The organism is Shewanella sp. SP2S2-6, from assembly GCF_031931965.1.
Classification (GTDB): domain Bacteria; phylum Pseudomonadota; class Gammaproteobacteria; order Enterobacterales; family Shewanellaceae; genus Shewanella; species Shewanella baltica.
Genome location: NZ_JAUOEQ010000005.1, coordinates 184,569 through 207,279, shown reverse-complemented (window position 1 = coordinate 207,279; position 22,711 = coordinate 184,569). Strand labels below are relative to the sequence as shown.

Below are 22,711 nucleotides of genomic sequence, written 5' to 3'. Positions count from 1 at the left end.
CCGTTTGATATTTAAATTTAAACGGTTTTCTTTCGATACGCCAAGAACAACAAGACTATACCTACGGCTAAAAACGGTAAGCTCAGAAGTTGTCCCGCACTTAGCACTGATTCAGAGTAAGCCGCTTGGCTGACTTTAATCGATTCAATCGCAATTCGCGCACTAAATACCGACACCAGAAACAGGCCGAAAATCGCGCCATGCCGTTGTTTAATCTGCGTAAATTGATACAGAGCATAAAGCGCAATAAAAATAGCCAAATAGGCAAAAGCCTCATAAAGCTGCGCCGGATGCCTTGGCAACATATCAACACGGGCAAATATAATGCCCCAAGGTTTTGTCGTTGGATCGCCTAAAATCTCTGAGTTGGCAAAGTTCGCCATACGCACAAAAAAGCCAAAAATGGCGGTGGCGATCGCGAGTCTATCCAACAAAAACAGGAATGGCAGCTTCACTTTGCGTTGGTAATAATACAGCGCCAGAATCGCCCCTAAACCCCCACCGTGGCTGGCGAGTCCACCTTCCCAAATCGCCAAAATCTTAAGCGGATGGGCAAAGTAATAAGCCGGATCGTAAAAAATACAATGGGCTAAACGCGCGCCCACTATGATGCCAACCACACAATAAATCAGTAGATTATCAAGGGACTCGACATCGAGGTTTTCCTTGATATAAATCCGCTTCATCACCTGAAAACCGGCAGTGATAGCAACAGCAAACAAGACTCCATACCAATGTATTTTTAGTCCCATAAACGAGATTAATACAGGATCGAGCTCCCACACTAAGTGTTCCAAATTCAATTACTCCTAACACTTGGTACATAGAGGTACGCCAAAAAGCCTGTTTTACGTGGTTAAACGCCAATAGACAAGCCTTGTCGCGGGGATATCTTACTATTGAGCCAAATTTAACGACACTGAATAGCGCCGAATTAGCAGAATGATGCAATTTCGACCGAATCGAACTCTCACTCATTAATGGGTTAATTCACGCACTAATGGACGCGCTTTTTTACACCACTAGCGGCTCAGACGTTTGATGATTTCGCTGTGCTGTGGATAGTGGGCTAGTAACGTTTTTTGGCTAAATAGCTTGAAATCATCGAAGGTAAAACCGGGGGACACCATGCAGCCCACGAGCGAAAAACCGGGTTGATTCATGGCTGAACCAAAGATACAGCCCTTAGGCACCAAAAATTGTGGTCGCTCGCCCGCCGCTAAATCGAGTCCCAATTGCGCCGTGGTTAACACGCCATCAGGGGCAATCATATAAATGGTGAGCGATTGTCCTGCATGGAAGTACCACATTTCATCGGCGGTTAGACGGTGAAAGTGGGAAACTTCCCCCGTGCGCAGTAAAAAATAGATGCTGCTCCATAATGCCCGAGTCTGATCAAACGGCGTTTCAGAACGATGGGATGAGCGGTAATAGCCGCCTTCAACATGCTGTTCTAGTGCTAAATGTTCAATAAAATCATCGGCTGTATGCATTATAAATCCCTGGATAAAATTAAAACCGCAATTCAGGTTCTAGAGTCTACTCGAAAAACATCTGCTCACTAAGCATTGCGGTTTAGCTTTTTGAACATAAGCACACACGCCAAAGTTCAAAATATCACTATTAACTCGTTACAATAGGCAAAGAGAGAGTTATGGCTTGTGGCATCAATCGCGCTGGAGACTTGGCAAAATCGTGACGACAAATAAATTGTACGGCGTGTCGTTATGGTTTGTTGTTCGCACCAAAAGCGGCTAGATTATTATGAGTTAGCGGGATTCATTGGCGGCTAAAGCTCCAAAGAGCGGCTCGTAATGATGACTTGGACACGCAGACATAAAGTTAAGTGATTTTCCACAGGGATCTTAATTGATGATCAATATTGAACAGATGGCGTTAATCCTCGATGCACTGCCAGATCCTGCCTTAATATTGTCAAAAAGTGGTCGGTACGTGGCTGTATTCGGCGGTAAAGATGGGCGTTATTACCACGATGGCAGTGGCTTAGTCGGCTTGTACCTTACCGATGTATTAAACCCCAATAAAACAAATTACTTCTTAGGCATTATTGAGCAAGCTTTGGCTAGCCGAACATTACTGATTGAGGAATATGAACTTAGCAATAAAGATGTCAAAGGCTTGCCCGATGCGGGCCCAGATAAACCCATTTGGTTTGAGGGGCGAATTCAGGCGTTAGATTTTCTCGTCAATGATGAACCTGTGGTGCTCTGGGTCGCCAGTAATATTTCAAAGCGGCATGAGCTTGAACTACAACTGCGTCAGCTCAGCGACACCGATCAGCTCACAGGGTTATATAATCGCCGCCGATTAGAACGTGACTTAATCGTTCAATTCGACACTTTTCAGCGCCACCGTACGCCCACCTCAATCTTGATCCTCGATTTAGACCACTTAAAGTCCATCAATGATCAGCTAGGTCACTATGCTGGCGATCAAATTATCATCGCAGTTGCCGAAACCTGTCGTACACAATTTAGAAAAACTGACAGTGCGTATCGTTTTGGTGGTGATGAATTTGTGATTGCCCTGCCCGGTGTCGAGCATTCGCAAGCGGTTGAATTTGCAGAATACCTCTGCGATTGCTTTTACACTGAACTGCAAAAATATGCGGTTAAAGACTTATTTGCCACAGTAAGTATCGGGGTCGCCAGCATAGAAGCATTGGATACTTCCTATGAAGACACGCTTAAGCGGGCCGATGCCGCCTTGTATCAAGCTAAACGTAACGGTAAAAATCGAGTTATATCAAATACCGCCTGAGCTGGGTTGAACATTTCAAACCACACATAGCAATAACAAGCGCCCTTAATAAGTGATAGCCACAAGTGCTCATAAGCAGCACGCATCAAAAGGCAGCCAACAAAAAAGCGAACCCTAAGGTTCGCTTTTAAACACATTAAGCTAATGCTAAATAACAGAATTAATTCGCGTCTTTCGCAGCTTTACGGGCTTGATGCAGTTTTTTATAGCTTTCAATCAATCTTAAATGCGGCTCAATACCTTCGAGCTGCATGCTGGTTTTAGTTAAACCATAAAAACGCACTTTACCTGTGACTGAGCCAACGACGTTGTCCATCACTTCTTTACCGAACATACGGTTGAAGTTATGGATAAAATCATCAAGTTCTAACTCGTCATCTAAAGTCACTTCCAATACAGCATTCATGGCTTGGTAGAACAGGCCGCGTTTAACGGTATTGTCGTTAAACTGCAGGAACTCACCGACCAACTCAATCGCGTCTTCGTGTGCACCGAGCGCCAAATAAATCAGGATCTTAAGCTCGATAATGGTGAGTTGACCCCAGACGGTATTTTCATCGAATACAATACCGATTAAGGTGCGGATATCCGTGTAGTTATCGAGTTGGCTTTCTTCTAAACGATTAACCAAATTAACCAGCTGTTTAGTGCTTAACGAATGCAGATTTAGAATATCTTCACGGTATGCCAGCGCCTTGTTGGTATTATCCCAAATCAAGTCATCAACTGGATAAATTTCCGAGTAATCTGGAACTAAAATACGGCACGCCGATGCACCTAAATCGATAAATTCAGCGATGTACACCTCTTTACCTAACGCTTCTAAGATACCAAACAGACCGCTGGCCTCTTCTTCACTGGTGCCAGAGAAATCCCATTCGCAGAATTCATAATCAAATTTACTGCTAAAGAAGCGCCATGAAATTACCCCTGTTGAATCAATAAAGTGCTCAACAAAGTTTTCTGGCTCACTGACCGCCATGCTATTAAAAGTCGGTTTTGGCACGTCGTTTAAGCCTTCGAAACTGCGACCTTGCAACAGCTCAGTTAAGCTGCGCTCTAATGCCACTTCAAAGCTTGGGTGCGCGCCAAATGAGGCAAACACGCCGCCGGTTTTCGGGTTCATTAAGGTCACGCACATCACAGGGAATTGACCGCCGAGTGAAGCGTCTTTGACCACAACCGGGAAACCTTGCTCTTCTAAGCCGTTAATGCCCGCGAGGATACTTGGATATTTTTCAAGTACCTGCATTGGCACATCTGGTAGAACAATTTCTTGCTCAATGATTTGGCGTTTAACGGCACGCTCAAAAATCTCTGACAAACACTGCACATGCGCTTCTTGCAGGTTATTGCCCGCGCTCATGCCATTACTTAAAAACAGGTTTTCAATCAGGTTCGATGGGAAATAAACCGTTTCACCGTCAGATTTACGGGTGTAAGGTATCGCACAAATGCCGCGCTTAATATTGCCCGAGTTAGTATCAATCAAGTGCGAACCGCACAGCTCGTCGTCTGGGTTGTAAATATCTAAACAATAGTCATCCAGAATACCCGCTGGCAACGCATCGTCTTCCTCTAACGCAAACCACTTTTCATTGGGATAATGTACAAATTCGCTATTAGCGATTTCAGTACCAAAGAATTGATCATTATAGAAAAAGTTGTTATTCAAACGCTCAATAAACTCGCCGAGCGCTGAACACAGCGCACTTTCTTTGGTCGCGCCTTTACCATTGGTAAAACACATTGGCGAAGCGGCGTCACGAATATGCAGTGACCACACGTTCGGCACGATATTGCGCCATGATGAGATCTCAATCTTCATTCCAAGATCGGCAAGCATTCCCGTCATATTGGCAATGGTCTGCTCCAGCGGCAGATCTTTACCCAGAATAAAGGTGCTCGATGCGCCATTAGGCTGGCCCATCAGCATGGCATTGGCGTCTGCATCTAGGTTTTCAACGGTTTCAATCTTAAATTCTGGCCCCGTTTGCACCACTTTTTTAACGGTACAACGGTCAATTGAACGCAAAATACCTTCGCGATCTTTATCGGAAATATCTTCTGGCAATTCAACCTGAATTTGGAAAATCTGGTTGTAACGATCTTCAGGATCGACAATATTGTTCTGCGACAGTCTGATGTTATCCGTTGGAATATCGCGGGCTTTGCAATACACCTTCACGAAATAGGCCGCACACAGGGCTGACGACGCTAAGAAATAATCAAACGGACTAGGAGCAGAACCATCACCTTTGTAGCGGATCGGCTGATCGGCGGTAACGGTAAAATCATCAAACTTGGCTTCAAGTCTAAGATTGTCGAGAAAATTAACTTTGATTTCCATTGAATATGATTTCCACTAAATATACGAGTCTGTAGCAGCCCATTGACCAAGTCGCGTCATTGGTAATGAGTCATTAAGGGGGAATTATCGGTGTTTTTAGCCCATTAGTCTTGGGTTAATTATGTTAAAAACCACAATCGGGGCATTTGCGGCTTAGCTTAGTGGGTTGAATAGCAGGTTTGACTTTGAACTGAGGTTGAATAACAGGAAGACCAAGTAAGCCAATTGATCGCAGAGTAAAACCAAGTACAAGAATAAATTATTGATGTTTTTCAGTCTCTCGCTTAACCAACAGAAAGGTTAAATACATCTTAGTCGGTAATGACAACGCCATGCCAAAGGCGACACACATAGCGCTGATAATAATCCCCTGCACGCCCATTGCTTCAACAGTGTCATTAAAGTTATGCAGATAAATACCCAGCGCAATAAGACAAATACCCACACTAATGCAAATTTTCAGCGTTAAAATCAGCTTTTCATTCGTCACTGTTCCACCCTTCCCCTTTGCCGCTATGTCGCTTTGCTACTGGTCCGCTGCAAGTTTAGATACCTGCTCAAGGTTTGCAAAATTCTAGCCGCCATTTGCATCAAGTTTAACTAATATAGTGAACGCATTTCCCCCAGAGAGCCTTGATTAAGATCAACGAAAGTAGCCCAATTTAAGGTGCACCCACCCCATGAGGCATAAGAAAAAAGCGTGCTTTTTGTCATTTACATTGTATTTTTGTTAACTTAAGCACTTAAGAATATGGGAAATTAGCTATACTGCCCTGCAATAAAAAGGATGTTCATCATGGAGTCGTCAAGCATGTCTAATTTCAGTTTACGTAATAAATTACTACTGTTATCGCTATTCCCGTTAATCCTGACCCTGTGCATTCTCATGACAGTTTCTTACTATGTCGAACAAAGCGCCCTTGCAGATGAAGTCACGACCTTTAGAACTAAGCTTATCGGTGAACGTAAAACCCAAATAAAAGAAGCCACCGAAATTGCGGCCGGCATAGTGCAATATCAGTTGTCTTTAAAAGAAAATGGCAATGTGAACCAAGCGCTCCGTGATATCCGTTTTGGCAGTTCTGGTTACTTCTTTATTTACGACTCCCAAGGCAAAAACCTGTTCCATGCCGTCATGCCCAACCTCGAAGGGCAAAATAAAATTGATATGACAGATCCCCGCGGCACAAAAATCATTGTTGGTTTACTCGATGCTGCTAAAAGGGGCGACGGTAACTTCTCCTTCTATTTCCAAAAACCCAATACCAATGAGCAAATTGAAAAAATCGGTTACTCAATGATGATCCCTGGCACTGACTGGATGCTAGGCACGGGCGCTTATATTGATGATATCGATGCTGTCGTTGAGGATTATCGTGCAACTGTCACTGAGCAGATGATCGAAAAATCCTATGCCATTCTGTTAATTGCGCTGTTACTCGCCGCGATTACTGCCGCTGTTATTCTGATCACCGCCCAACGTATGGTCGCGCCAATTAAAAATATGGCAGACAATTTAAACGACATAGCCAAAGGCGAAGGCGATTTAACCAAACGTCTTATTGTGAAAGGTGAAGATGAAATTGCACAACTAGGCCAATCCTTTAACCTGTTTGTCGATAAACTCCAAACCATCATAGGCGATGTGGCAAACGCGACGGCTAAAGTTAAAACCGCAGCCAACGCGATTCACGATCAAACCAAAGTGATGTCGAGCCAACTCATCAACCATAACAATGAAACCGATCAAGTAGTTACTGCTATTACTGAAATGTCAGCTACCGCCAGCGAAGTGGCGCAAAATACCACGCAAGTGGCAGAAGCGACTCACGCTGCCACTGGCGATGTAGCCAATGCTCAGCGCTGCGTCGATGCGTCTTTAGAAGAAATTTCGGCACTCATGGCGCAAATCAATAATGCGGCGGGCAGCATTCAATCCTTGAGCGAACAATCTAAAAAAATCAACAATGTGCTGTCAGTGATTGGCGGTATTGCTGAGCAAACTAACCTATTGGCATTAAATGCCGCCATCGAAGCTGCCCGCGCCGGAGAACAGGGCCGAGGCTTTGCCGTGGTGGCCGATGAAGTGCGTAACTTAGCGAGCCGAACGCAATCAAGCACGCTAGAAATCAATGAAATGCTGTCAGAACTGCACAAGCTTGTGGCGCTAGCGGTGAAAACGATGGAAGAAAGTCAGCAAAGCTGCGTGCGCTCGGTAGACTCTTCCCGTGCAATTTCTGAAAGCCTTGGTTCAGTGACATCGGCGGTCACGGCAATTAACGACATGAGCACCCAAATTGCGACAGCGGCCACGGAACAAAGCTCTGTGACCGAAGAAATTAACCGCAACGTGTTCGCCATCCAAGAGATTGTGAATGAGTTACTCCATTCCAGCGAAGATGCTGCCAGAGTCAGCCAAACCGTATCACAAGAAGGCATTAACTTAGGTAAACTCGTCGGCCAGTTTAAGATTTAAAATATTTTCAATGGGTTGCAAGCTAAATAAGACATAGTAACCCATTGGTTTGCTGAAAATGTAAGATAAAGTCTCTGCCTTGCTGAGGCCGGATGGCAGTGGAATTGAAGGATTGTGGATTAGAAGTTGAAGGCGCTGCTTTTAATTTAAAAAAGTAAAACTTAAATCCCGTTACCTACGTATATAACCCAAATACTAAACTCAGTAGAAGTGACCATGTTTTCAATATTTAAGAAAAATCCCTTAAAAAAGTTAACTCAGCAATACAATGCCAAGCTTGAACAAGCGATGCTTGCACAGAGAAAAGGCGATATTCGATCCTACTCAATGCTGACCGCTGAAGCCGAGCAAATCGAAAATCAAATAAAAGTGTTAGAAAAAGCAACCCAGCAATAGAGGCGCATAGTGAGAACGCGAAGCAAGCAAACTACCAAGAGTCGGCTTGAAAACGTGCCAATCTGGCCTCTGTGATAGTGCATTGCGTCAGTTGCATCAACTCACCTAAAGTGATCGCGGGATTGTCTGTGATAAGCCGAATCAACTTAGCGTCTAAGGGCTCTAGCTTGTCCGTATGTTGCAGCAAGGCTGACTCCAACTTTTTGATAAGATAGCCAAACTGGCCATCTTTAGCGATTAACTGCTGCGCCAGCAATGGCTCACTTTGTAAATGCGCACTGCAGGATTGGATCTTAATCGCCGCGCCAACTATGCACCAATTCCTTGAACGCCTCACACGCTTAAGCTCACAATCATATAGGGTTGCAATCGCTTGAGCTTGTTTAACCGCCTCCCGCCCAATTCGATGAATCAGCGAGGGCAGCGAGATACTAATGTCGTCGTTCATAACGCTTGGTTCATCGCCGCTCTATTATGCCTGCATGGATAAAGGGAAAAGCCTGCTCGACTTTAGATTCAAATACAAAATTCAATGCGCGGCAGTGTACTCTGCCTCACTTTATTCTAAAAGCTCCGCCCTCTGCCGGATAAGATTTGATGCGATGACGCTTTGACTCATTAACCCACATATTTTGAGTGAGTTTCGCACCAAGTTTGTAGCTTATTTTGTAAATCGCGCAGCTTCTTTGGGTAATGGCTCTGCTTGGCATAAACCATATACAACTCATGTGGATAGCATTGCCATTGGGGAACGAGCAAAGTGAGTTTATGCTGAGCGATATCCTCCTCTACCAAATAATAAGGCAGGCTAGCGATACCTGTACCACTCAAAGTAAGCAAATGTGTAGTGGCATAGTTTGAACTACACAGTGCCGGCTCAAAAGTGAGCGTGAGACTGTCCCCCGCGAGCGGTTCAAACACCCACTGAGTTTCGCCCGAAGACAATAGACGATAATGGCGTAAATCATCAGGGTGACGAACTTCTGCGGCTGCGGGATGCGCGGGCGCAACCACTAAAACATGGCGAATTCTGCCAAGATATCTGGCGACCAGATTATCGCTGTGCGCAATGCTTGTTCTTAAGGCGAGATCAAACTTGCCGAACTCAACATCTTGAATATTCTGCTCAAAACACAGTTCGAGTTTCACTTGAGGATACGCAGCAATAAACTGGAGCAGCATAGGACTCAGCAATTTTTTGCCCAGTTCCGTTGGAGCGGTGAATTTTAAAGTGCCGCAGGAGTCCTGCGTTAAATCCTGCACTAAACGTCCAGCTTCATTGGCCAGCCTCTCGATTTCGCAGGCTTTACCAAATAACGCTTGCCCTGCTTCGGTCATTGATACTCGCCGAGTGGTTCGGTGGAGTAATTGACAACCCATTTCATCTTCAAGGGATTTAACATGGCGCGACACTAAGCCTTTAGAAGCGCCGAGTTGTTCAGACGCAGCGCTAAAACTGTGCATTTTGGCAACCAGCATAAATGACTGCAGATGGGTGAGATTCATCAATTAAATCCATTAACGAAACAATGTGGTGATTATATGCGCTTTTTCTATGTAATTAACCAGACTATCCTCAATTCGTATTCAATTTAGGAGCATGTCATGAAAATAGTCGTTGTGGGTGCATCAGGCACAATCGGACAAGCCATAGTCCGCTTATTTCATTCAACTCAGCATGAAGTGATTCAGGTAGGGCGAACAACGGGGGATGTCCTGATAGACATTCGGGATGAACATTCACTTAAACAAGGGCTAGAAAAAATCGGTAAAGTCGATGCAATGATTTCGGCCATGGGTGACGTCGTGTTTAAACCCTTCAACGCTATGACTCAAGCAGACTGGTATACAGGGCTCCAAAGTAAGTTATTGGGGCAGATACAGTTAGTGCAAATAGGTAGCCAATACCTCAACGCTGGGGGGAGTTTTACACTGACCAGTGGCATTATTGCCGATGTCCCAGTAAAAGATGGCATCAGTGCAGCCACAATCAATGGCGCACTTGAGCATTTTGTTACCGCCGTCGCGGGAGAATTACCTGCGCAGCAGCGAATAAACATTGTCAGCCCAACGGTATTAAGCGAGTCGTTAGCGAGCTATCAGGACTATTTCCCCGGTTTTAGTGCAATCAATGCCGACACATTAGCCAAGGTTTATTTGCGCTCAGTCATGGGCAGAGAAAACGGCCGAGTGCTGAAAGCCTTTTCCTGCTGCGGTGCAGTCTTGCCCTAACAGCAGTGTCCTAACTGCAATGCCCTAACAGCTGTGCCCTAACAGGACAACCTAACCTTGTAACGCAAGGCGCGTAATCAGTCACAGTTAAAGTCTTGAGCGTTGCGCTGGGATTGCCTACAATAGCGCACGCTTTTTCACTATAGACAACGACAGATCACGACCATGACCGACACAACATCATTACCTGCTTTACCGGATCGCCTTTCCGTTAACCCACGCAGCCCACACCATGTGGCAGAAATTTTCGAGCACGATATCGGTATTAAGCTCAACGGCAAAGAGCGTTTTGATGTCGAAGAATATTGCATCAGTGAAGGTTGGGTAAAAGTACCAAGCAAATCCTTAGACCGTCGCGGCCAACCACTTTTACTCACAGTAAAAGGCACAGTAGAAGCGTTTTATCGTTAAGCTTTAGCGCAAAGAGCAGGATCATAAAATGAGTAAAGGCTAGCCGTGGGAACCCTAGCTAGCCTTAAATAGCAAACACCATTCCCCTTATATTATTGTTTTCGAACTAGTTTATCCGCAAGATAGTCAGCTAATTCAGCAAGAGGGATGTGAGTCATAACACCATCTTTGCGGCACTTAACTGACACACACTTCTCGGCTTCTTCCTTATCCCCAACCGTTAAGATGTAAGGCACTTTTTGCTTGTGAAAGCGTTTCATTTTGCGGGCAACTGAGTTTTGACTGATATCAACCAACACTCGCATGTCTCGTGCTAAACATAGTGCGGCTAACTGACGGACAAATTGGCTGTTTGACTCATTCACTGAAGCGATAGCAACAGGCACGGGATGCAACCAATCCGGCAGGTTACCCTGTGAGACTTCCAAGAGAATCCCCAGCCAACGCTCGATAGAGCCATACATAGCTTGGTGCATAATCACTGGCCGTTCGAATTCACCTTGCTCGTTTGTGTACTGAACATCGAATCTTTCAGGCAAATTAAAATCAAACTGGATAGTGCCACACTGCCAGCGTCTTCCCATAGAATCTGTCAGTGACAGTTCAATTTTGGGGCCATAGAAAGCCCCTTCACCAGCTTGATACTCAGCATCAAAGCCCTCACTATGGCAGGCTGAATCCAATAGCTTTTGTGCTCGGCACCATTGCTCATCGCTGCCTAATGCCTTCTCAGGTTTAGTCGATATTTTTACGTCTAAATTATGGTAGCCGTAATCACCATAAACCTGCTTTGCACGTTGGAGAAAACCACGTATCTCCTCCTCTGCCTGAGACCAACAGCAAAAAACATGGGCATCATCCTGAGTGAACTGGCGTGCGCGCAGGCAACCATTTAACGAGCCAGAGGATTCATTACGGTGCACCAAGCCAAACTCAAATAGTCGCAGAGGCAAATCTCTATGGCTATGTACTCCGCGCTTAAACAGCAAAATATGGGCAGGACAAGACATGGGTTTTAACACATATTCATCGATGTTTTCCTTTCCGCCACCGAAAAACATGTTGTCTACAAACATGTCCATATGCCCAGATGTTTGCCATAACTCCTTCTTCATAAAAACAGGCGTGTTCACTTCCTCAAAACCATTTCGGCGATACACGCGCCTCATGTGCTCTTGAATATCTCGGAATAACGCCCAGCCATTCGGGTGCCAAAAAATCATACCCGGCGCCTGTGGTTCAGAGTGAAATAGGTCAAGTTGTTCTGCAATTTCGCGATGTGTTTTCATCATTCTCTCCTGAGTAAAATCTGAGTAAAACCTGAGCGAAATACAAAACAAAGGTACAAAAAAACCCTCTGGCGATTTCGCTCAGAGGGTTTTTTTAAAGACGCAAAAAACTACCCCCCGAGAATTCTCGTGGTGGTAGTGGTGGTGTTAATTGCGCTTACGTATATTTTTTTCATGCGCCAGTAATAACAAATCATCCCTATCGCAGCAAGCATTTTGTTTATAAAAAAATAAATGACAGACAAAATAAAGACAAAATAAAGACAAAATAAATGGCCATCCATAATGAATTATTGGACCGTCGCGGCCAACCTCTTTTGCTCACAGTAAAAGGCACAGTTGAAGCCTTTTATCGTTAAGCTTTAGCGCAAAGAGCGGGATCATAACAACGGCCAATTAATATTGGCCGTTTTTGTTTGCCTATTCTACTTCTGCGGCTAAACCATAGGCCTGGTAAATCTGTTTTACACGGCCCGATGCAGCCATATCAAGCAGCGCCCGATTAAGTTCATCGAAAATAGCAGCATGGGTAGAGTTACGGGACATACCAAAATAATGTTCGATCCGATTCGACTGACGGTAATCGGCATAGCTAAAACGATCGTAACCGAGCTGCTTGAAGGCATTCTCAATGGCGGCACGATCGAGCACCACCATAGTGTCAAAACGCCCCATGATAAACATGCGAGCCATGTTTTCATCATCGGTAGACTCAATTTTACGTAGCGCGGGATCTGTATTAAAACGCTCAAAATAAACTGTGCCCCGTTTAACCCCTACAGTAACCTGATACAAATCCTCATAGGACTTAATCCGTCCTTCCTCGCCGGCTTTTACGAGAAACAAAATATCACGAGTTTGCGTGGCGATAGGACCAAGAAACCGTACAAATGCCTCTCGTTCATCGTCTCGTATGGTGCGCGGCACAATATCGACCGTTCCGACCCGCAACTCATGAATGCTGCGTGCAAAAGGACGCGCGCTCCATTCGACGCGATAACCGACCTTAGCCGCCGCTTCCTCAAGAATATCCTTTAATGGACTCGTCATAGTATTAGTCTGCTCATCAAGCACCATCTCAGGAGGACGATGCCGAAAATCGGCACGCAGCACTTTAGAAAAAGGAGCCGATTGCAGCTCAGCGGCGACAATGATGTCCGCGAAAAAACCACAACCAAGCACACACAAAATTGCGTAAACAGAAGGCAACGAAACAAGGATACTTTTAAAATACATAGAGATGCCCGCGAATTTATATGTTGCATTTAGCATAACTCAAAAAATCGAAAACTAAAGTGCATAAAACATAGGCCCAGCCTGTAATTGTGATAAAGCGCATTGATTAAACTGCACAGAGCGGGTTAAAGTGTGACCACAAAGTAAAAAGTGTGACCACTTAAGGAAAATGCAGGGCAAACTCGAACTCAATCATCGAGCACGCCATTTAGGGAAGAAGAAGCAAATCAGCAATGTGCGCCCAAACTCTAAGCAGACAAGTCTGCCACCACTTTCCAAAATAATAAGTACATTTTATTAGCGGGTTATGTCATCGGGTTAACTATTGACTCGCATTACTTCAGGGACGTAAATGACCGATTTCAGCAGCATTCTTTTATCCTACGGGATACTTCTGTCTGGCCTTCTTGTCACAGTGGGTGTGATGTATGTATTGCTCAAACATCGCGATGCAACCGTCAAGCTGCCCGTTGATCGTGAGCAACTGACCCGTATCCCCGCCTATGGCTTACAAGAGCAAATCCATGATCTGCAATTAGATTTAATCGGCTGCATGATGATGGGACTATTGATTGTTTGCCTTCCATTTGCCGCCAGCAGCATCCAAGCGGATATCACAGTCGGAAAATTCCCTTGGTTGTTCGCCTTAACAGGTTTAATAGGAGTAATTTACTTCGGTATTAAAACCTGGAAACTCTTTTCAAAGCTCACCAAATTACGCCTAGGTCATACAGCAGAAATTGCCACAGCCAATGAGCTTATCGGCTTACAAGCATTGGGTTATCAAGTGTTTCACGATGTCCAAGCCGACGGCTTTAACATCGACCACCTCGTAATCGGCAAAAATGGCGTATTCGCAATTGAAACCAAAGGCCGCCATAAGCGCAATAAAGACCTACGCCAAACCAATGGCAATGGCGGAGGCTCTAGCAAAAAAGGCTATGAAGTATTTTACAAAGACGGGCGCTTAAATTTCCCCTCGTGGACAGAAACCAAACCCATAGAACAAGCCGAGCGTCAGGCCAAGTGGGTCAGCCAATGGTTAACCAAGGCAACAGGGGCACCAGTATCATCAACCCCAGTCCTAGTATTCCCCGGCTGGTATGTCACCAGTCAGTCAAAACCGCCGCTGCCGATCCTCAACCACAAACAATTAGTCGGCACGATCCCAAAACTGAAAACCCAAGATCTTACCCAACAACAAGTCGACTCCATCATCTACCAAGTCGCCCAAAGATGCCTAAGTAAAAGCGAGGCGGGAAAATGAGAAAGCCAAAAGGTCATTTTTCATCAACCCTAAACTATGTGTTAAATATTTCCCGAAATCCTACAGGAGGCACTAATGCAAATCGATGGACACCACACTTTAACTTATATAGTTGCTCGCTACGCAGGTATTGCTCATGATCTAGCTGAGAAAGTCGCTTATTCTGCGCAATATGTTGATGAGGCAACAAATGATGAACCAATCCACTTTGATAATGGTGCAATGTATGATCGCATAGTATCCGCCCACAAAATGCTGGATTATAGAAACACTCAAGAACTTGCAAATCACCTAGTTTGGATACCATTCCATTTTCTACCTGGCAACCAAGGGAATCCTTCAGATGTGACACCTGAGGGCCGGTTTATATATCGATTAATCTGCAAACCCGATAGCCCTGTAGCAAGAGATATGCTGAGAATGGTAGCGACACATTGGAACAAGCCATATGCAGCACAACTGATGGGAGTAGCAATGCACGTTTATGCGGACACTTTTGCCCACCAAGGTTTTGCAGGAGTTATCCACGACTATAACAAAGTGAATAACCTAAAATCTCCTATTAGTTCGTTATTACAACGAATCAAAGATGATTTGTTAAGTGATGGAATTTCAGCCTCTTCTCCTCTTGGACATGGTGCAGCACTATCTTTTCCAGATCGACCTTATGCTTCTTGGACATACTCAAATGGCGATGGGGAAACGGTAGAAAGAGACAATACTAAAATATTCCTACAAGCTGCTAACGCGATGTGTAAAGCACTACAGTGTTGGAAAAGTAACGACCTAAATATGAATATCGAAAACCAACCAGGATTGTCACTTGAACAGCTTGAAAATATAGAAAAAGCCCTTTCAGCAATTGACAATGAAGATGGCGAGATTCGCCATCAAGAATGGATTAAATGTTTACGAGAAGGAAAGTTTGGATTTGCACCAGTTGACTTACCTTTTGATAAAAACGGGAAGAATAGCTGGAAAGAACTGGCAAGGGGACCAGGTTTCATGCAGGGTGATAAATTGGTATATCAATACTCTGAATCATTCCTTAATTCAGATTGGAAGCTCTTTCACGACGCCCTAAAAACATATCGCTTAGAAGTCATCAGAGATGTGCTACCAAAATATGGCATCTGTATCGCTTAGTGCAAAATCTCACAGAAAATCAGAAGGTTTAAAATATGGATACATGGTTTGATATTTTAAAAGTTTCAAAATTACGAATTGATATATTAGTTTCACTTGCTGTAATTTGCTTAGCTGGCTGTACCTCGAACGAATCAATTACCATGATCAGCGAATATGCCAAGCAATCAACTCAGGTTCAAGAAGCTCTGATGGGTGTATATGAATCTGCCGATGAAGCGCGAATAAATGCTGAGCTGGCAAAAGCTACAAGGGATGGAATAACAGAAACAGGGTTAAACATCTCTACAATTGAAAATACAGGTCAAGAAGCTCTACTTCAAAATTTACAGATTTTTTCTCAGAGTATTTACCTGCTAGCGACGGAAGATCGAAATGAGGAGTTGGACAAATACTCGGAAAAATTAAACTCATCGTTGATTTCTTTATCAAAAATACCTCAATCCAATAATATTGATTCCAAAGATATTGAATTACTATCAACAAGTGCGAATGCTCTCGCTCGAGCTTACACAGAGAAAATACGGTATGACTTACTCAAGAAAGTTATAATTGATTCAGAAACTATTATTCAAATTTCATTCAAATCATTAAGGGATGAGTTAGGGTCTTGGAAAGAAGCAACTAAAGTTTCATTGGAAAAAGAGTTAAGGATCCGCTTGTATCTACTAAATAATCCTAACCGTTGTGATGAAAGTGAAGATAAGCGATGTGTTACCTTCTATCATTCTTTAGAAGAAAGGATAAATGCCTACAAAAAAGCCTATGAAATCAAAGCTAAATTAAATGGCCTAAATGCAAAATTTTTAAAGCTCGAATCTGCATTGAATGCTATTCAAACTTTAAACCAATCCATAGTCATATCTTTAAAAAGCGATGACGATCTAACTAAAGATGCGTTCAAGAAAGCTCTCAAATCAACTAAGACCCAGATCGATGATATCAAAGAATTTCGCGATAGAATTAAGGATTAATAAATGGACAACAACCACGATACCGCATACTTAGAGTTGAAAAGCATGTACGAGGAGCTTCAAAGCTATCTCAGTTCAGTTATAGTCGATCCAGAGGAAGAAGTGCTATTATTGAAATGTGAACAACTGGGGGATAAAATCTATGCCTATCATGCTGCAATAATTAAACAAAACTCACACCTTCATGCTATTGGTCAAGAAAGTATCAAAAAACTTATTAATCAAGCAAAAGATGCAAGAGAATCTTTAAAAAATGCTGAAAATAAAGTCAAATGTTTTGCTCAAGTTGCTAATGCAATTGACAAAATATTTGAATTATTGGGTAAGTTTTTATAAGCTATTTTACTGTCACTCAATTATTTGAGTTTAAAGTAAAAGTCAATATAGAATAGCTTATCACGCAACAGTTGCACCAGACACAGCATTTTTGCAGCAGTGTCCTACTAAAACATGGATGTTTTAGTAGAGCCTACAAGGATAGGCTTCATAGCATGTCACAGGTGTAACATTGTAAAATATCTGCAAAATATACTGTAGTTATATGTGGTAAAAACCTGATTTTACCACATATATTTATACATAAATTTCATAAAACTTTTAAAGAAATTTATATTTAACTCAATACTTATACTCTCTTGCAAATATATACAACAATCACCTTAACAAAACCAATCTAAAAATCACTCCACATAAGTCTTGAAAATTATTTAACCTACAGAAGATCAAACAATAGAAAAAGCCATAAAATTTTGAAATTTTATGAAGGATTAGAACGATAATCAAAACTCCACAATATCTTTTCATCAGGATTAATAAGCATATCCAACTCTGTCAATCTTTCACTTACACGCTTTAAAATACGATATGTCCTGAAGTCTCTACCTACTATCGCTGCGACCATCACAAAAATTACCATGATAAATAGACCTGTAGTGGACTCTGCCCCTCCACCTATAACAAAGTAAGGAAAACCAATCAACATGCCTGCTATCATTAAAAAAATTGCTGCAATGAACGAATAAGTGAATAGCAATTTATCTATCCAGTTAACATCAACCAAAATCTTCGTATTTTCAGGTTTAAGGAAAGGCGATACTCTTTTAAGTTCAAAATTACTTGCAACTCCCAGAATATAAATATCCATTAAAACTTTGGCTTTCTCTGGAGCCACTCTAATACCTGATGCTAATCTAAAAACTTCATATTCTCTTAATGAGTTTAAATACTTACTAATCGTAGAATCAACTTCAACATGCTCCTTTAGAGAATTTAGTCTTTTAAAATATCTTTTAATGAGCACATCTTCATAAAAATCAATTAGACCTCTCACTATCTTGATTGCGACACCTATCAGTGCAGCAGTTAAGAAAATACCAAAAGTAATTGCATTTTCTTTCGCGATCTCAGGGATTACAATATCCATATATCCTCTAAACATTTAATATTGACACTTGATAAATACCATAAATCCAATCACAAAAACAGATACATTACATTTATCATTCAACTGATAAAAACTGGACAGGCATAACTCTTCACTCAATGGTTACACCAAATACAGCATTGTTGCACCAGTGACCTTCTAAAACATGGATGTTTCAGTATAGCCTTCAGAGCGATTTTATTTAAACATAAGCACGGCGTGTCACTGGTGTAACTTATATAAAAGAATGCAAAAGCCTGCGGCAGGCAATTGGGAAGTACAGTTGCCAGAAGCTACAAAATAGGCCATTCGCACGACTAAACTCGTCAGAGATAATACACATAAAACATAAATGCGGACTTTTACTTGCTTTAAAATTGAGCAAAAATAATCTTCGTCTAATAATAATATATTTAGAATATCCGACATATTTGTCGATCTATTGAGATCTGGCGAATTAAAACTCAAACCCACCCAATAAGCCATTTTCTTTGTTTTAAATCAAATAGCTACATTTAAACTGACGATAGAATCCCGTACCGTTTATTATGGAGTCTTTTGTTTTGTATCGAATTAGGATCTTAGTTGTTGGGATTGCTCTCGCACTTGCTGTTTCAGGATGTACTACCAGTCGCAACTTTTATACTGGCGAGGAGGACCTTGCTTACAACGAAGAATTCAGTATCTTCAATACGATTATGCTCCCGGTAGTTGTATTAGGAGTAGTTGCAATCGCTTATGATGCATCGCAAGGTGGTTCAAACTACTCTGTCGCTTCTCAAAGCAGGTCAAATTACTCGGACGTTTCATGCAAGGGGTATTATTGCGACTATGATACTGCGTGGGATTTTCTCCCTGGCAGTGGAGAGTATCGCTGCAGAGACACAAGGAATGGGCAATTCGTTCAAAGCAATTTTTGTTCTAACCAAGCACAACAAGACAATTGGTATTAATTCGCTTCTTCTAAATAGCTCAGTAAGCGAAAAACAGGGCAGATATAACTCTTCACTCAATGGTTACACCAAATACAGCATTGTTGCACCAGTGACCTTCTAAAACATGGATGTTTTAGTAGAGCTTACAGGGATGTATTTACAGCGAGTCACTGGTGTAACAGTGCGAGAGCCTGCGGCAAGCAATTAGCAGCACAGTGCTATCAGCAACTTAAAAGTTAATTAGCACCTTATGACAATTCGCAACAAGATTTTAGGTAATAAAAAAGCGACCGAAAGGTCGCTTTTTAACGTTCATAATTGCGTCGTAGCCGAAGCTAACTCTTAGCAAGGGCTTGCTGTCGCAAGCCCAAACCAGCAATTACTCGTAGTCTGATAATGGTGCACACGAACACATTAGGTTACGGTCGCCGTAAACGTCATCAATACGATTCACAGTTGGCCAGAACTTGTTAGTACGTACTGCTGCACTTGGGAACACGGCCACTTCGCGGCTGTATGGACGCGTATCAAACTCTGGGTCCATGATATCAGCCATAGTGTGCGGTGCGTTGTGCAGCGGGTTGTTGTCCACTGGCCATTCACCTGATTCCACTTTGGCGATTTCAGCGCGGATTGACACCATAGCGTCGATGAAACGATCGAGTTCCACCTTAGACTCAGATTCCGTCGGCTCAATCATCAGGGTTCCCGCAACAGGGAAGCTCATGGTTGGTGCGTGGAAACCGTAGTCATTCAAACGCTTAGCGATATCCATTTCGGTCACGCCAGAGGCTTCTTTCAGTGGGCGTAGGTCGATAATACATTCGTGCGCCACGCGATCGTTACGGCCACGGAACAATACTGGGTAGTGTTCAGACAGCTTCTTCATCACGTAGTTAGCGTTTAACAGTGCAGTTTGGGTCGACTTTTTCAGGCCTTGAGAACCTAACAGCTTAATGTACATCCAGCTGATGGGCAGAATACCAGCGCTACCGTAAGGTGCAGCAGATACTGCACCGTTGTGATCACTTTCACGGCCCGGTTTAACCACAACGTGACCAGCAACAAATGGAGCTAAGTGCGATTTCACGCCGATTGGGCCCATACCTGGGCCACCGCCGCCGTGTGGAATAGCGAAGGTTTTATGCAAGTTAAGGTGTGATACGTCGGCACCAATAAAGCCAGGAGACGTTAAGCCAACCTGCGCGTTCATGTTGGCGCCGTCTAAGTACACTTGACCGCCGTGCTGATGCACTATGTCGCAGATTTCGCGGATAGATTCTTCATACACACCGTGGGTCGATGGGTAAGTGATCATGATGCAAGACAGGTTTTCAGCCACTTCGGCGGCTTTGGTCTTTAGATCTTCTAAATCGACGTTACCTTGCTTGTCACACGCCGTCACCACCACTTGCATACCGGCTAATTGCGCCGATGCAGGGTTAGTACCGTGGGCAGATTGCGGGATCAAACAGATGTTTCTGTGCGCATCGCCACGTGACTCATGGTATTTCTTGATGGCTAACAAGCCTGCGTATTCACCTTGAGCGCCTGAGTTAGGTTGGATACACACGGCGTCGTAGCCTGTGATGTTCACTAACCAAGTCGACAACTCTTCAATCAACTGGGTGTAGCCTTTAGCTTGGTCCAGTGGGCTGAATGGGTGCATGTTGGCAAATTCTGGCCAGCTCACAGGGAGCATTTCAACCGCTGCGTTTAACTTCATGGTGCATGAGCCCAGTGAAATCATCGAGTAGTTAAGTGCTAAGTCTTTGCTTTCGAGACGTTTGATATAACGCATCATCTCGGTTTCGCTTTGATAGCGATTGAACGTCGGGTGGCTTAAAATCGCATCTTGGCGCACGAGTGCAGCAGGAATCGATTGGCTACCTTGGCTCACGATTTGCGCGTCTAACGCGGCAACATCTAAACCATGGCCAGCACCTAAGATCACATCAAACAAGGCGTCGATATCTGTGCGCAATGTGGTTTCATCTAAACTCACGCCCACAGTGCCGTCGGTATCGAAACGTAGGTTCATTTCAGCAGCCAGTGCGCGTGCATTAACGGCAGCAACATCTAAGCCTTTGATGCTGATGGTATCAAACCAAGTGCTGTTGACTAAGCTCACGCCCTTCGCTTGTAAACCTGCCGCTAAAATATCGGCAAAACGGTTAATGCGTGACGCGATGGTTTTCAGGCCATCTGGGCCGTGGAATACGGCGTAGAAAGACGCCATGTTCGCTAATAAAATTTGTGCAGTACAAATGTTTGAGTTGGCTTTTTCGCGGCGGATATGTTGTTCGCGAGTTTGCATCGCCATACGCAGTGCGCGGTTACCACGGGCGTCTTTTGACACGCCAATGATACGGCCAGGCATAGAACGTTTGTGTTCGTCACGGGCAACGAAGAAAGCCGCGTGTGGACCACCAAAGCCCATTGGCACGCCAAAACGCTGTGCACTACCAAATACCACATCGGCGCCCATAGAGCCCGGTGATTTCAGTAATACCAAAGACATAATGTCGGCGGCGACAGTCACAATCACATTCTTCGCACGCAGAGTTGCGAATAATTCGGTGAAGTCAGTGATTTGACCGAAACGGTTAGTATATTGGAACAAAGCACCAAACAGCTCGTAGTTAACGGCTTCGCTTGCAGGGCCAACCACCACTTCAAAACCAAAACACTCAGCGCGAGTTTTTACTACGTCTAAGGTTTGCGGGAACACATCATCGGCAACGAAGAAGATATTGGCTTTTTTCGCTTTAGAAACACGCTTTGCCAGCGCCATCGCTTCGGCAGCAGCGGTTGCTTCATCTAGTAAAGAAGCAGAAGCCAAATCTAAACCCGTTAAGTCCATCGACACTTGTTGGAAGTTTAGAATGGCTTCTAAACGGCCTTGGGCGATTTCTGGCTGATATGGCGTGTAAGCCGTGTACCAACCTGGGTTTTCAAATACGTTACGCAGGATCACGTTTGGCACTTGAGTGCCGTAGTAACCCATACCTATGTAGCTCTTAAATACTTGGTTTTGGTCCGCTAAACCACGAATGTAGGCAATGCCTTCGGCTTCGCCGCAGGAATCACCAATGCTCAGGTCTTGGCTTAAACGGATCGACTCAGGCACGATTTGCGCGGTCAGATCTTCCAGTGACTCAGCACCAACAAAATTCAGCATCGCTTGCTGTTGGTTACTATCTGGGCCGATATGACGACGTAAGAATAAATCGTGCTGTTCTAACTGAGTAAGGGTTTGCTTGGTCATGATAAACCTTGTTCCAGATTTGCCGAAATTCAGAACTGTAGGGTACTGATTAACGGGCTGTTGTTATGTCAATCTTGCGCTAAAACAAACGAAGCCCCTCAGGGCTTCGTTAGCGTCGACGATTAATCTTCGTCGATTACAGCTTGGTAGCCTTCGGCATCCAGCAGGGCGTCGACTTCTGATTCGTCAGAAGGCATTACGCGGAAGAACCAGCCTTCGCCGTAAGCGCTGCTGTTAACGAGTTCTGGAGAATCTTCCAGCGCTTCGTTCACGGCAATCACTTCGCCAGAAATTGGGGCATAAATGTCAGACGCCGCTTTTACTGATTCAGCTACAGCACAGTCTTCACCAGCTGTTACAGTGTCGCCAACTTCTGGAAGTTCAACGAAAACCATGTCACCTAACAGCTCTTGGGCGTGCTCAGTGATACCTACTGTGTAGCTGCCGTCTTCTTCCTTGCGGATCCATTCGTGTGAAGAGGCGTATTTCAGTTCTGTCGGAATATTGCTCATTGTTCTTGTTCCTTG

At 43.8% G+C, this 22,711-nt stretch carries 21 protein-coding genes and 1 pseudogene; 11 read left to right on the top strand and 11 right to left on the bottom strand.

The window, feature by feature from the left end; all coding sequences use genetic code 11:
• Positions 1 to 17: 17 nt before the first annotated feature.
• Together lgt and Q4Q57_RS06435 are read right to left on the bottom strand one after the other, a co-directional pair.
• A complete protein-coding gene (lgt, locus tag Q4Q57_RS06440; RefSeq protein ID WP_261273484.1) occupies positions 18 to 797 on the bottom strand; it encodes a prolipoprotein diacylglyceryl transferase in 780 nt (259 codons plus the stop codon).
• Positions 798 to 1,022: 225 nt separating this feature from the next.
• Positions 1,023 to 1,493: a cupin domain-containing protein gene (locus Q4Q57_RS06435; protein ID WP_311890195.1), complete on the bottom strand. Its 471-nt coding sequence runs from the start codon at positions 1,491 to 1,493 to the stop codon at positions 1,023 to 1,025.
• Between the two features lie 379 nt (positions 1,494 to 1,872).
• Here Q4Q57_RS06435 and Q4Q57_RS06430 point away from each other — a divergent pair, with 379 nt between their 5' ends.
• On the top strand, positions 1,873 to 2,781 hold the full coding sequence (locus tag Q4Q57_RS06430) for a GGDEF domain-containing protein (RefSeq protein WP_261273486.1): 909 nt from the start codon (positions 1,873 to 1,875) through the stop codon (positions 2,779 to 2,781).
• A 160-nt stretch (positions 2,782 to 2,941) separates the two neighbouring features.
• Here Q4Q57_RS06430 and Q4Q57_RS06425 read toward each other — a convergent pair whose 3' ends face one another.
• Positions 2,942 to 5,131 carry an OsmC domain/YcaO domain-containing protein gene (locus Q4Q57_RS06425; RefSeq protein WP_311890194.1) on the bottom strand — a complete coding sequence of 730 codons (2,190 nt, stop codon included), beginning with the start codon at positions 5,129 to 5,131 and terminating at the stop codon, positions 2,942 to 2,944.
• Between the two features lie 259 nt (positions 5,132 to 5,390).
• Positions 5,391 to 5,621 carry a hypothetical protein gene (locus Q4Q57_RS06420; protein ID WP_311890193.1) on the bottom strand — a complete coding sequence of 77 codons (231 nt, stop codon included), beginning with the start codon at positions 5,619 to 5,621 and terminating at the stop codon, positions 5,391 to 5,393.
• A gap of 321 nt (positions 5,622 to 5,942) precedes the next feature.
• Here Q4Q57_RS06420 and Q4Q57_RS06415 point away from each other — a divergent pair, with 321 nt between their 5' ends.
• Positions 5,943 to 7,607: a methyl-accepting chemotaxis protein gene (locus Q4Q57_RS06415; protein ID WP_311890192.1), complete on the top strand. Its 1,665-nt coding sequence runs from the start codon at positions 5,943 to 5,945 to the stop codon at positions 7,605 to 7,607.
• Positions 7,608 to 7,823: 216 nt separating this feature from the next.
• Complete coding sequence (locus Q4Q57_RS06410; RefSeq protein WP_311890191.1) at positions 7,824 to 8,003, top strand: DUF6435 family protein; 180 nt, start codon at positions 7,824 to 7,826, stop codon at positions 8,001 to 8,003.
• Positions 8,004 to 8,034: 31 nt separating this feature from the next.
• On the opposite strand, the gene Q4Q57_RS06405 is transcribed toward Q4Q57_RS06410, so the two are convergent.
• Both Q4Q57_RS06405 and Q4Q57_RS06400 read right to left on the bottom strand, forming a co-directional pair.
• Entirely contained in the window at positions 8,035 to 8,451 is a 417-nt protein-coding gene (locus tag Q4Q57_RS06405; protein WP_006084126.1) for a ribosome recycling factor family protein, read from the bottom strand.
• A gap of 170 nt (positions 8,452 to 8,621) precedes the next feature.
• Positions 8,622 to 9,509 (bottom strand): LysR family transcriptional regulator, encoded by an 888-nt coding sequence (locus Q4Q57_RS06400; protein ID WP_311890190.1) that lies wholly within the window; start codon positions 9,507 to 9,509, stop codon positions 8,622 to 8,624.
• Between the two features lie 99 nt (positions 9,510 to 9,608).
• On the opposite strand from Q4Q57_RS06400, the gene Q4Q57_RS06395 reads away from it, so the two are divergent.
• The gene (locus Q4Q57_RS06395) at positions 9,609 to 10,235 is read left to right on the top strand and encodes a short chain dehydrogenase (protein WP_311890189.1); all 627 of its coding nucleotides are present in this window, start codon (positions 9,609 to 9,611) and stop codon (positions 10,233 to 10,235) included.
• A 165-nt stretch (positions 10,236 to 10,400) separates the two neighbouring features.
• A complete protein-coding gene (locus tag Q4Q57_RS06390; RefSeq protein ID WP_006080205.1) occupies positions 10,401 to 10,646 on the top strand; it encodes a DUF3297 family protein in 246 nt (81 codons plus the stop codon).
• Between the two features lie 92 nt (positions 10,647 to 10,738).
• Here Q4Q57_RS06390 and thrS read toward each other — a convergent pair whose 3' ends face one another.
• Positions 10,739 to 11,986, bottom strand: a complete 1,248-nt coding sequence (thrS, locus tag Q4Q57_RS06385; RefSeq protein WP_311890188.1) for a threonine--tRNA ligase — start codon at positions 11,984 to 11,986, stop codon at positions 10,739 to 10,741.
• Between the two features lie 239 nt (positions 11,987 to 12,225).
• Between thrS and Q4Q57_RS06380 the strand changes: the two are divergent.
• Positions 12,226 to 12,294: pseudogene (locus Q4Q57_RS06380) on the top strand (DUF3297 domain-containing protein); the annotation flags it as partial.
• A 61-nt stretch (positions 12,295 to 12,355) separates the two neighbouring features.
• Here Q4Q57_RS06380 and Q4Q57_RS06375 read toward each other — a convergent pair.
• Entirely contained in the window at positions 12,356 to 13,171 is an 816-nt protein-coding gene (locus tag Q4Q57_RS06375) for an ABC transporter substrate-binding protein (RefSeq protein WP_311890187.1), read from the bottom strand.
• Positions 13,172 to 13,523: 352 nt separating this feature from the next.
• On the opposite strand from Q4Q57_RS06375, the gene Q4Q57_RS06370 reads away from it, so the two are divergent.
• The 4 genes from Q4Q57_RS06370 (at position 13,524) to Q4Q57_RS06355 (ending at position 16,894) form a co-directional block, all read left to right on the top strand.
• Positions 13,524 to 14,438 carry a nuclease-related domain-containing protein gene (locus Q4Q57_RS06370; RefSeq protein ID WP_311890186.1) on the top strand — a complete coding sequence of 305 codons (915 nt, stop codon included), beginning with the start codon at positions 13,524 to 13,526 and terminating at the stop codon, positions 14,436 to 14,438.
• A gap of 75 nt (positions 14,439 to 14,513) precedes the next feature.
• Positions 14,514 to 15,584 (top strand): DUF6765 family protein, encoded by a 1,071-nt coding sequence (locus Q4Q57_RS06365; RefSeq protein ID WP_311890185.1) that lies wholly within the window; start codon positions 14,514 to 14,516, stop codon positions 15,582 to 15,584.
• Between the two features lie 35 nt (positions 15,585 to 15,619).
• The gene (locus Q4Q57_RS06360) at positions 15,620 to 16,558 is read left to right on the top strand and encodes a hypothetical protein (protein ID WP_311890184.1); all 939 of its coding nucleotides are present in this window, start codon (positions 15,620 to 15,622) and stop codon (positions 16,556 to 16,558) included.
• A 3-nt stretch (positions 16,559 to 16,561) separates the two neighbouring features.
• Positions 16,562 to 16,894: a hypothetical protein gene (locus tag Q4Q57_RS06355; protein WP_311890183.1), complete on the top strand. Its 333-nt coding sequence runs from the start codon at positions 16,562 to 16,564 to the stop codon at positions 16,892 to 16,894.
• A 421-nt stretch (positions 16,895 to 17,315) separates the two neighbouring features.
• Here Q4Q57_RS06355 and Q4Q57_RS06350 read toward each other — a convergent pair whose 3' ends face one another.
• A complete protein-coding gene (locus tag Q4Q57_RS06350; protein ID WP_311890182.1) occupies positions 17,316 to 17,981 on the bottom strand; it encodes a hypothetical protein in 666 nt (221 codons plus the stop codon).
• A 738-nt stretch (positions 17,982 to 18,719) separates the two neighbouring features.
• Between Q4Q57_RS06350 and Q4Q57_RS06345 the strand changes: the two genes are divergently transcribed.
• Positions 18,720 to 19,037: a hypothetical protein gene (locus Q4Q57_RS06345; protein ID WP_311890181.1), complete on the top strand. Its 318-nt coding sequence runs from the start codon at positions 18,720 to 18,722 to the stop codon at positions 19,035 to 19,037.
• Between the two features lie 258 nt (positions 19,038 to 19,295).
• Here the strand turns inward: Q4Q57_RS06345 and gcvP are convergent, their stop codons facing one another.
• Positions 19,296 to 22,184, bottom strand: a complete 2,889-nt coding sequence (gene gcvP / locus Q4Q57_RS06340; RefSeq protein ID WP_311890180.1) for an aminomethyl-transferring glycine dehydrogenase — start codon at positions 22,182 to 22,184, stop codon at positions 19,296 to 19,298.
• Positions 22,185 to 22,306: 122 nt separating this feature from the next.
• A complete protein-coding gene (gene gcvH / locus Q4Q57_RS06335; protein WP_006080188.1) occupies positions 22,307 to 22,696 on the bottom strand; it encodes a glycine cleavage system protein GcvH in 390 nt (129 codons plus the stop codon).
• Positions 22,697 to 22,711: the final 15 nt, after the last annotated feature.

Excerpts from the sequence above, each read along its gene's own strand:
- Q4Q57_RS06350 (WP_311890182.1), bottom strand. The coding sequence starts at position 17,981 with ATGGATATTGTAATCCCTGAGATCGCGAAAGAAAATGCAATTACTTTT.
- Q4Q57_RS06430 (WP_261273486.1), top strand. The coding sequence starts at position 1,873 with ATGATCAATATTGAACAGATGGCGTTAATCCTCGATGCACTGCCAGAT.
- Q4Q57_RS06405 (WP_006084126.1), bottom strand. The coding sequence starts at position 8,451 with ATGAACGACGACATTAGTATCTCGCTGCCCTCGCTGATTCATCGAATT.
- Q4Q57_RS06410 (WP_311890191.1), top strand. The coding sequence starts at position 7,824 with ATGTTTTCAATATTTAAGAAAAATCCCTTAAAAAAGTTAACTCAGCAA.
- gcvH (WP_006080188.1), bottom strand. The coding sequence starts at position 22,696 with ATGAGCAATATTCCGACAGAACTGAAATACGCCTCTTCACACGAATGG.
- Q4Q57_RS06365 (WP_311890185.1), top strand. The coding sequence starts at position 14,514 with ATGCAAATCGATGGACACCACACTTTAACTTATATAGTTGCTCGCTAC.
- Q4Q57_RS06415 (WP_311890192.1), top strand. The coding sequence starts at position 5,943 with ATGTCTAATTTCAGTTTACGTAATAAATTACTACTGTTATCGCTATTC.
- Q4Q57_RS06400 (WP_311890190.1), bottom strand. The coding sequence starts at position 9,509 with ATGAATCTCACCCATCTGCAGTCATTTATGCTGGTTGCCAAAATGCAC.
- Q4Q57_RS06425 (WP_311890194.1), bottom strand. The coding sequence starts at position 5,131 with ATGGAAATCAAAGTTAATTTTCTCGACAATCTTAGACTTGAAGCCAAG.
- Q4Q57_RS06355 (WP_311890183.1), top strand. The coding sequence starts at position 16,562 with ATGGACAACAACCACGATACCGCATACTTAGAGTTGAAAAGCATGTAC.
- Q4Q57_RS06370 (WP_311890186.1), top strand. The coding sequence starts at position 13,524 with ATGACCGATTTCAGCAGCATTCTTTTATCCTACGGGATACTTCTGTCT.
- Q4Q57_RS06390 (WP_006080205.1), top strand. The coding sequence starts at position 10,401 with ATGACCGACACAACATCATTACCTGCTTTACCGGATCGCCTTTCCGTT.
- Q4Q57_RS06345 (WP_311890181.1), top strand. The coding sequence starts at position 18,720 with ATGATGCATCGCAAGGTGGTTCAAACTACTCTGTCGCTTCTCAAAGCA.
- gcvP (WP_311890180.1), bottom strand. The coding sequence starts at position 22,184 with ATGACCAAGCAAACCCTTACTCAGTTAGAACAGCACGATTTATTCTTA.
- Q4Q57_RS06435 (WP_311890195.1), bottom strand. The coding sequence starts at position 1,493 with ATGCATACAGCCGATGATTTTATTGAACATTTAGCACTAGAACAGCAT.
- Q4Q57_RS06395 (WP_311890189.1), top strand. The coding sequence starts at position 9,609 with ATGAAAATAGTCGTTGTGGGTGCATCAGGCACAATCGGACAAGCCATA.
- Q4Q57_RS06375 (WP_311890187.1), bottom strand. The coding sequence starts at position 13,171 with ATGTATTTTAAAAGTATCCTTGTTTCGTTGCCTTCTGTTTACGCAATT.
- Q4Q57_RS06360 (WP_311890184.1), top strand. The coding sequence starts at position 15,620 with ATGGATACATGGTTTGATATTTTAAAAGTTTCAAAATTACGAATTGAT.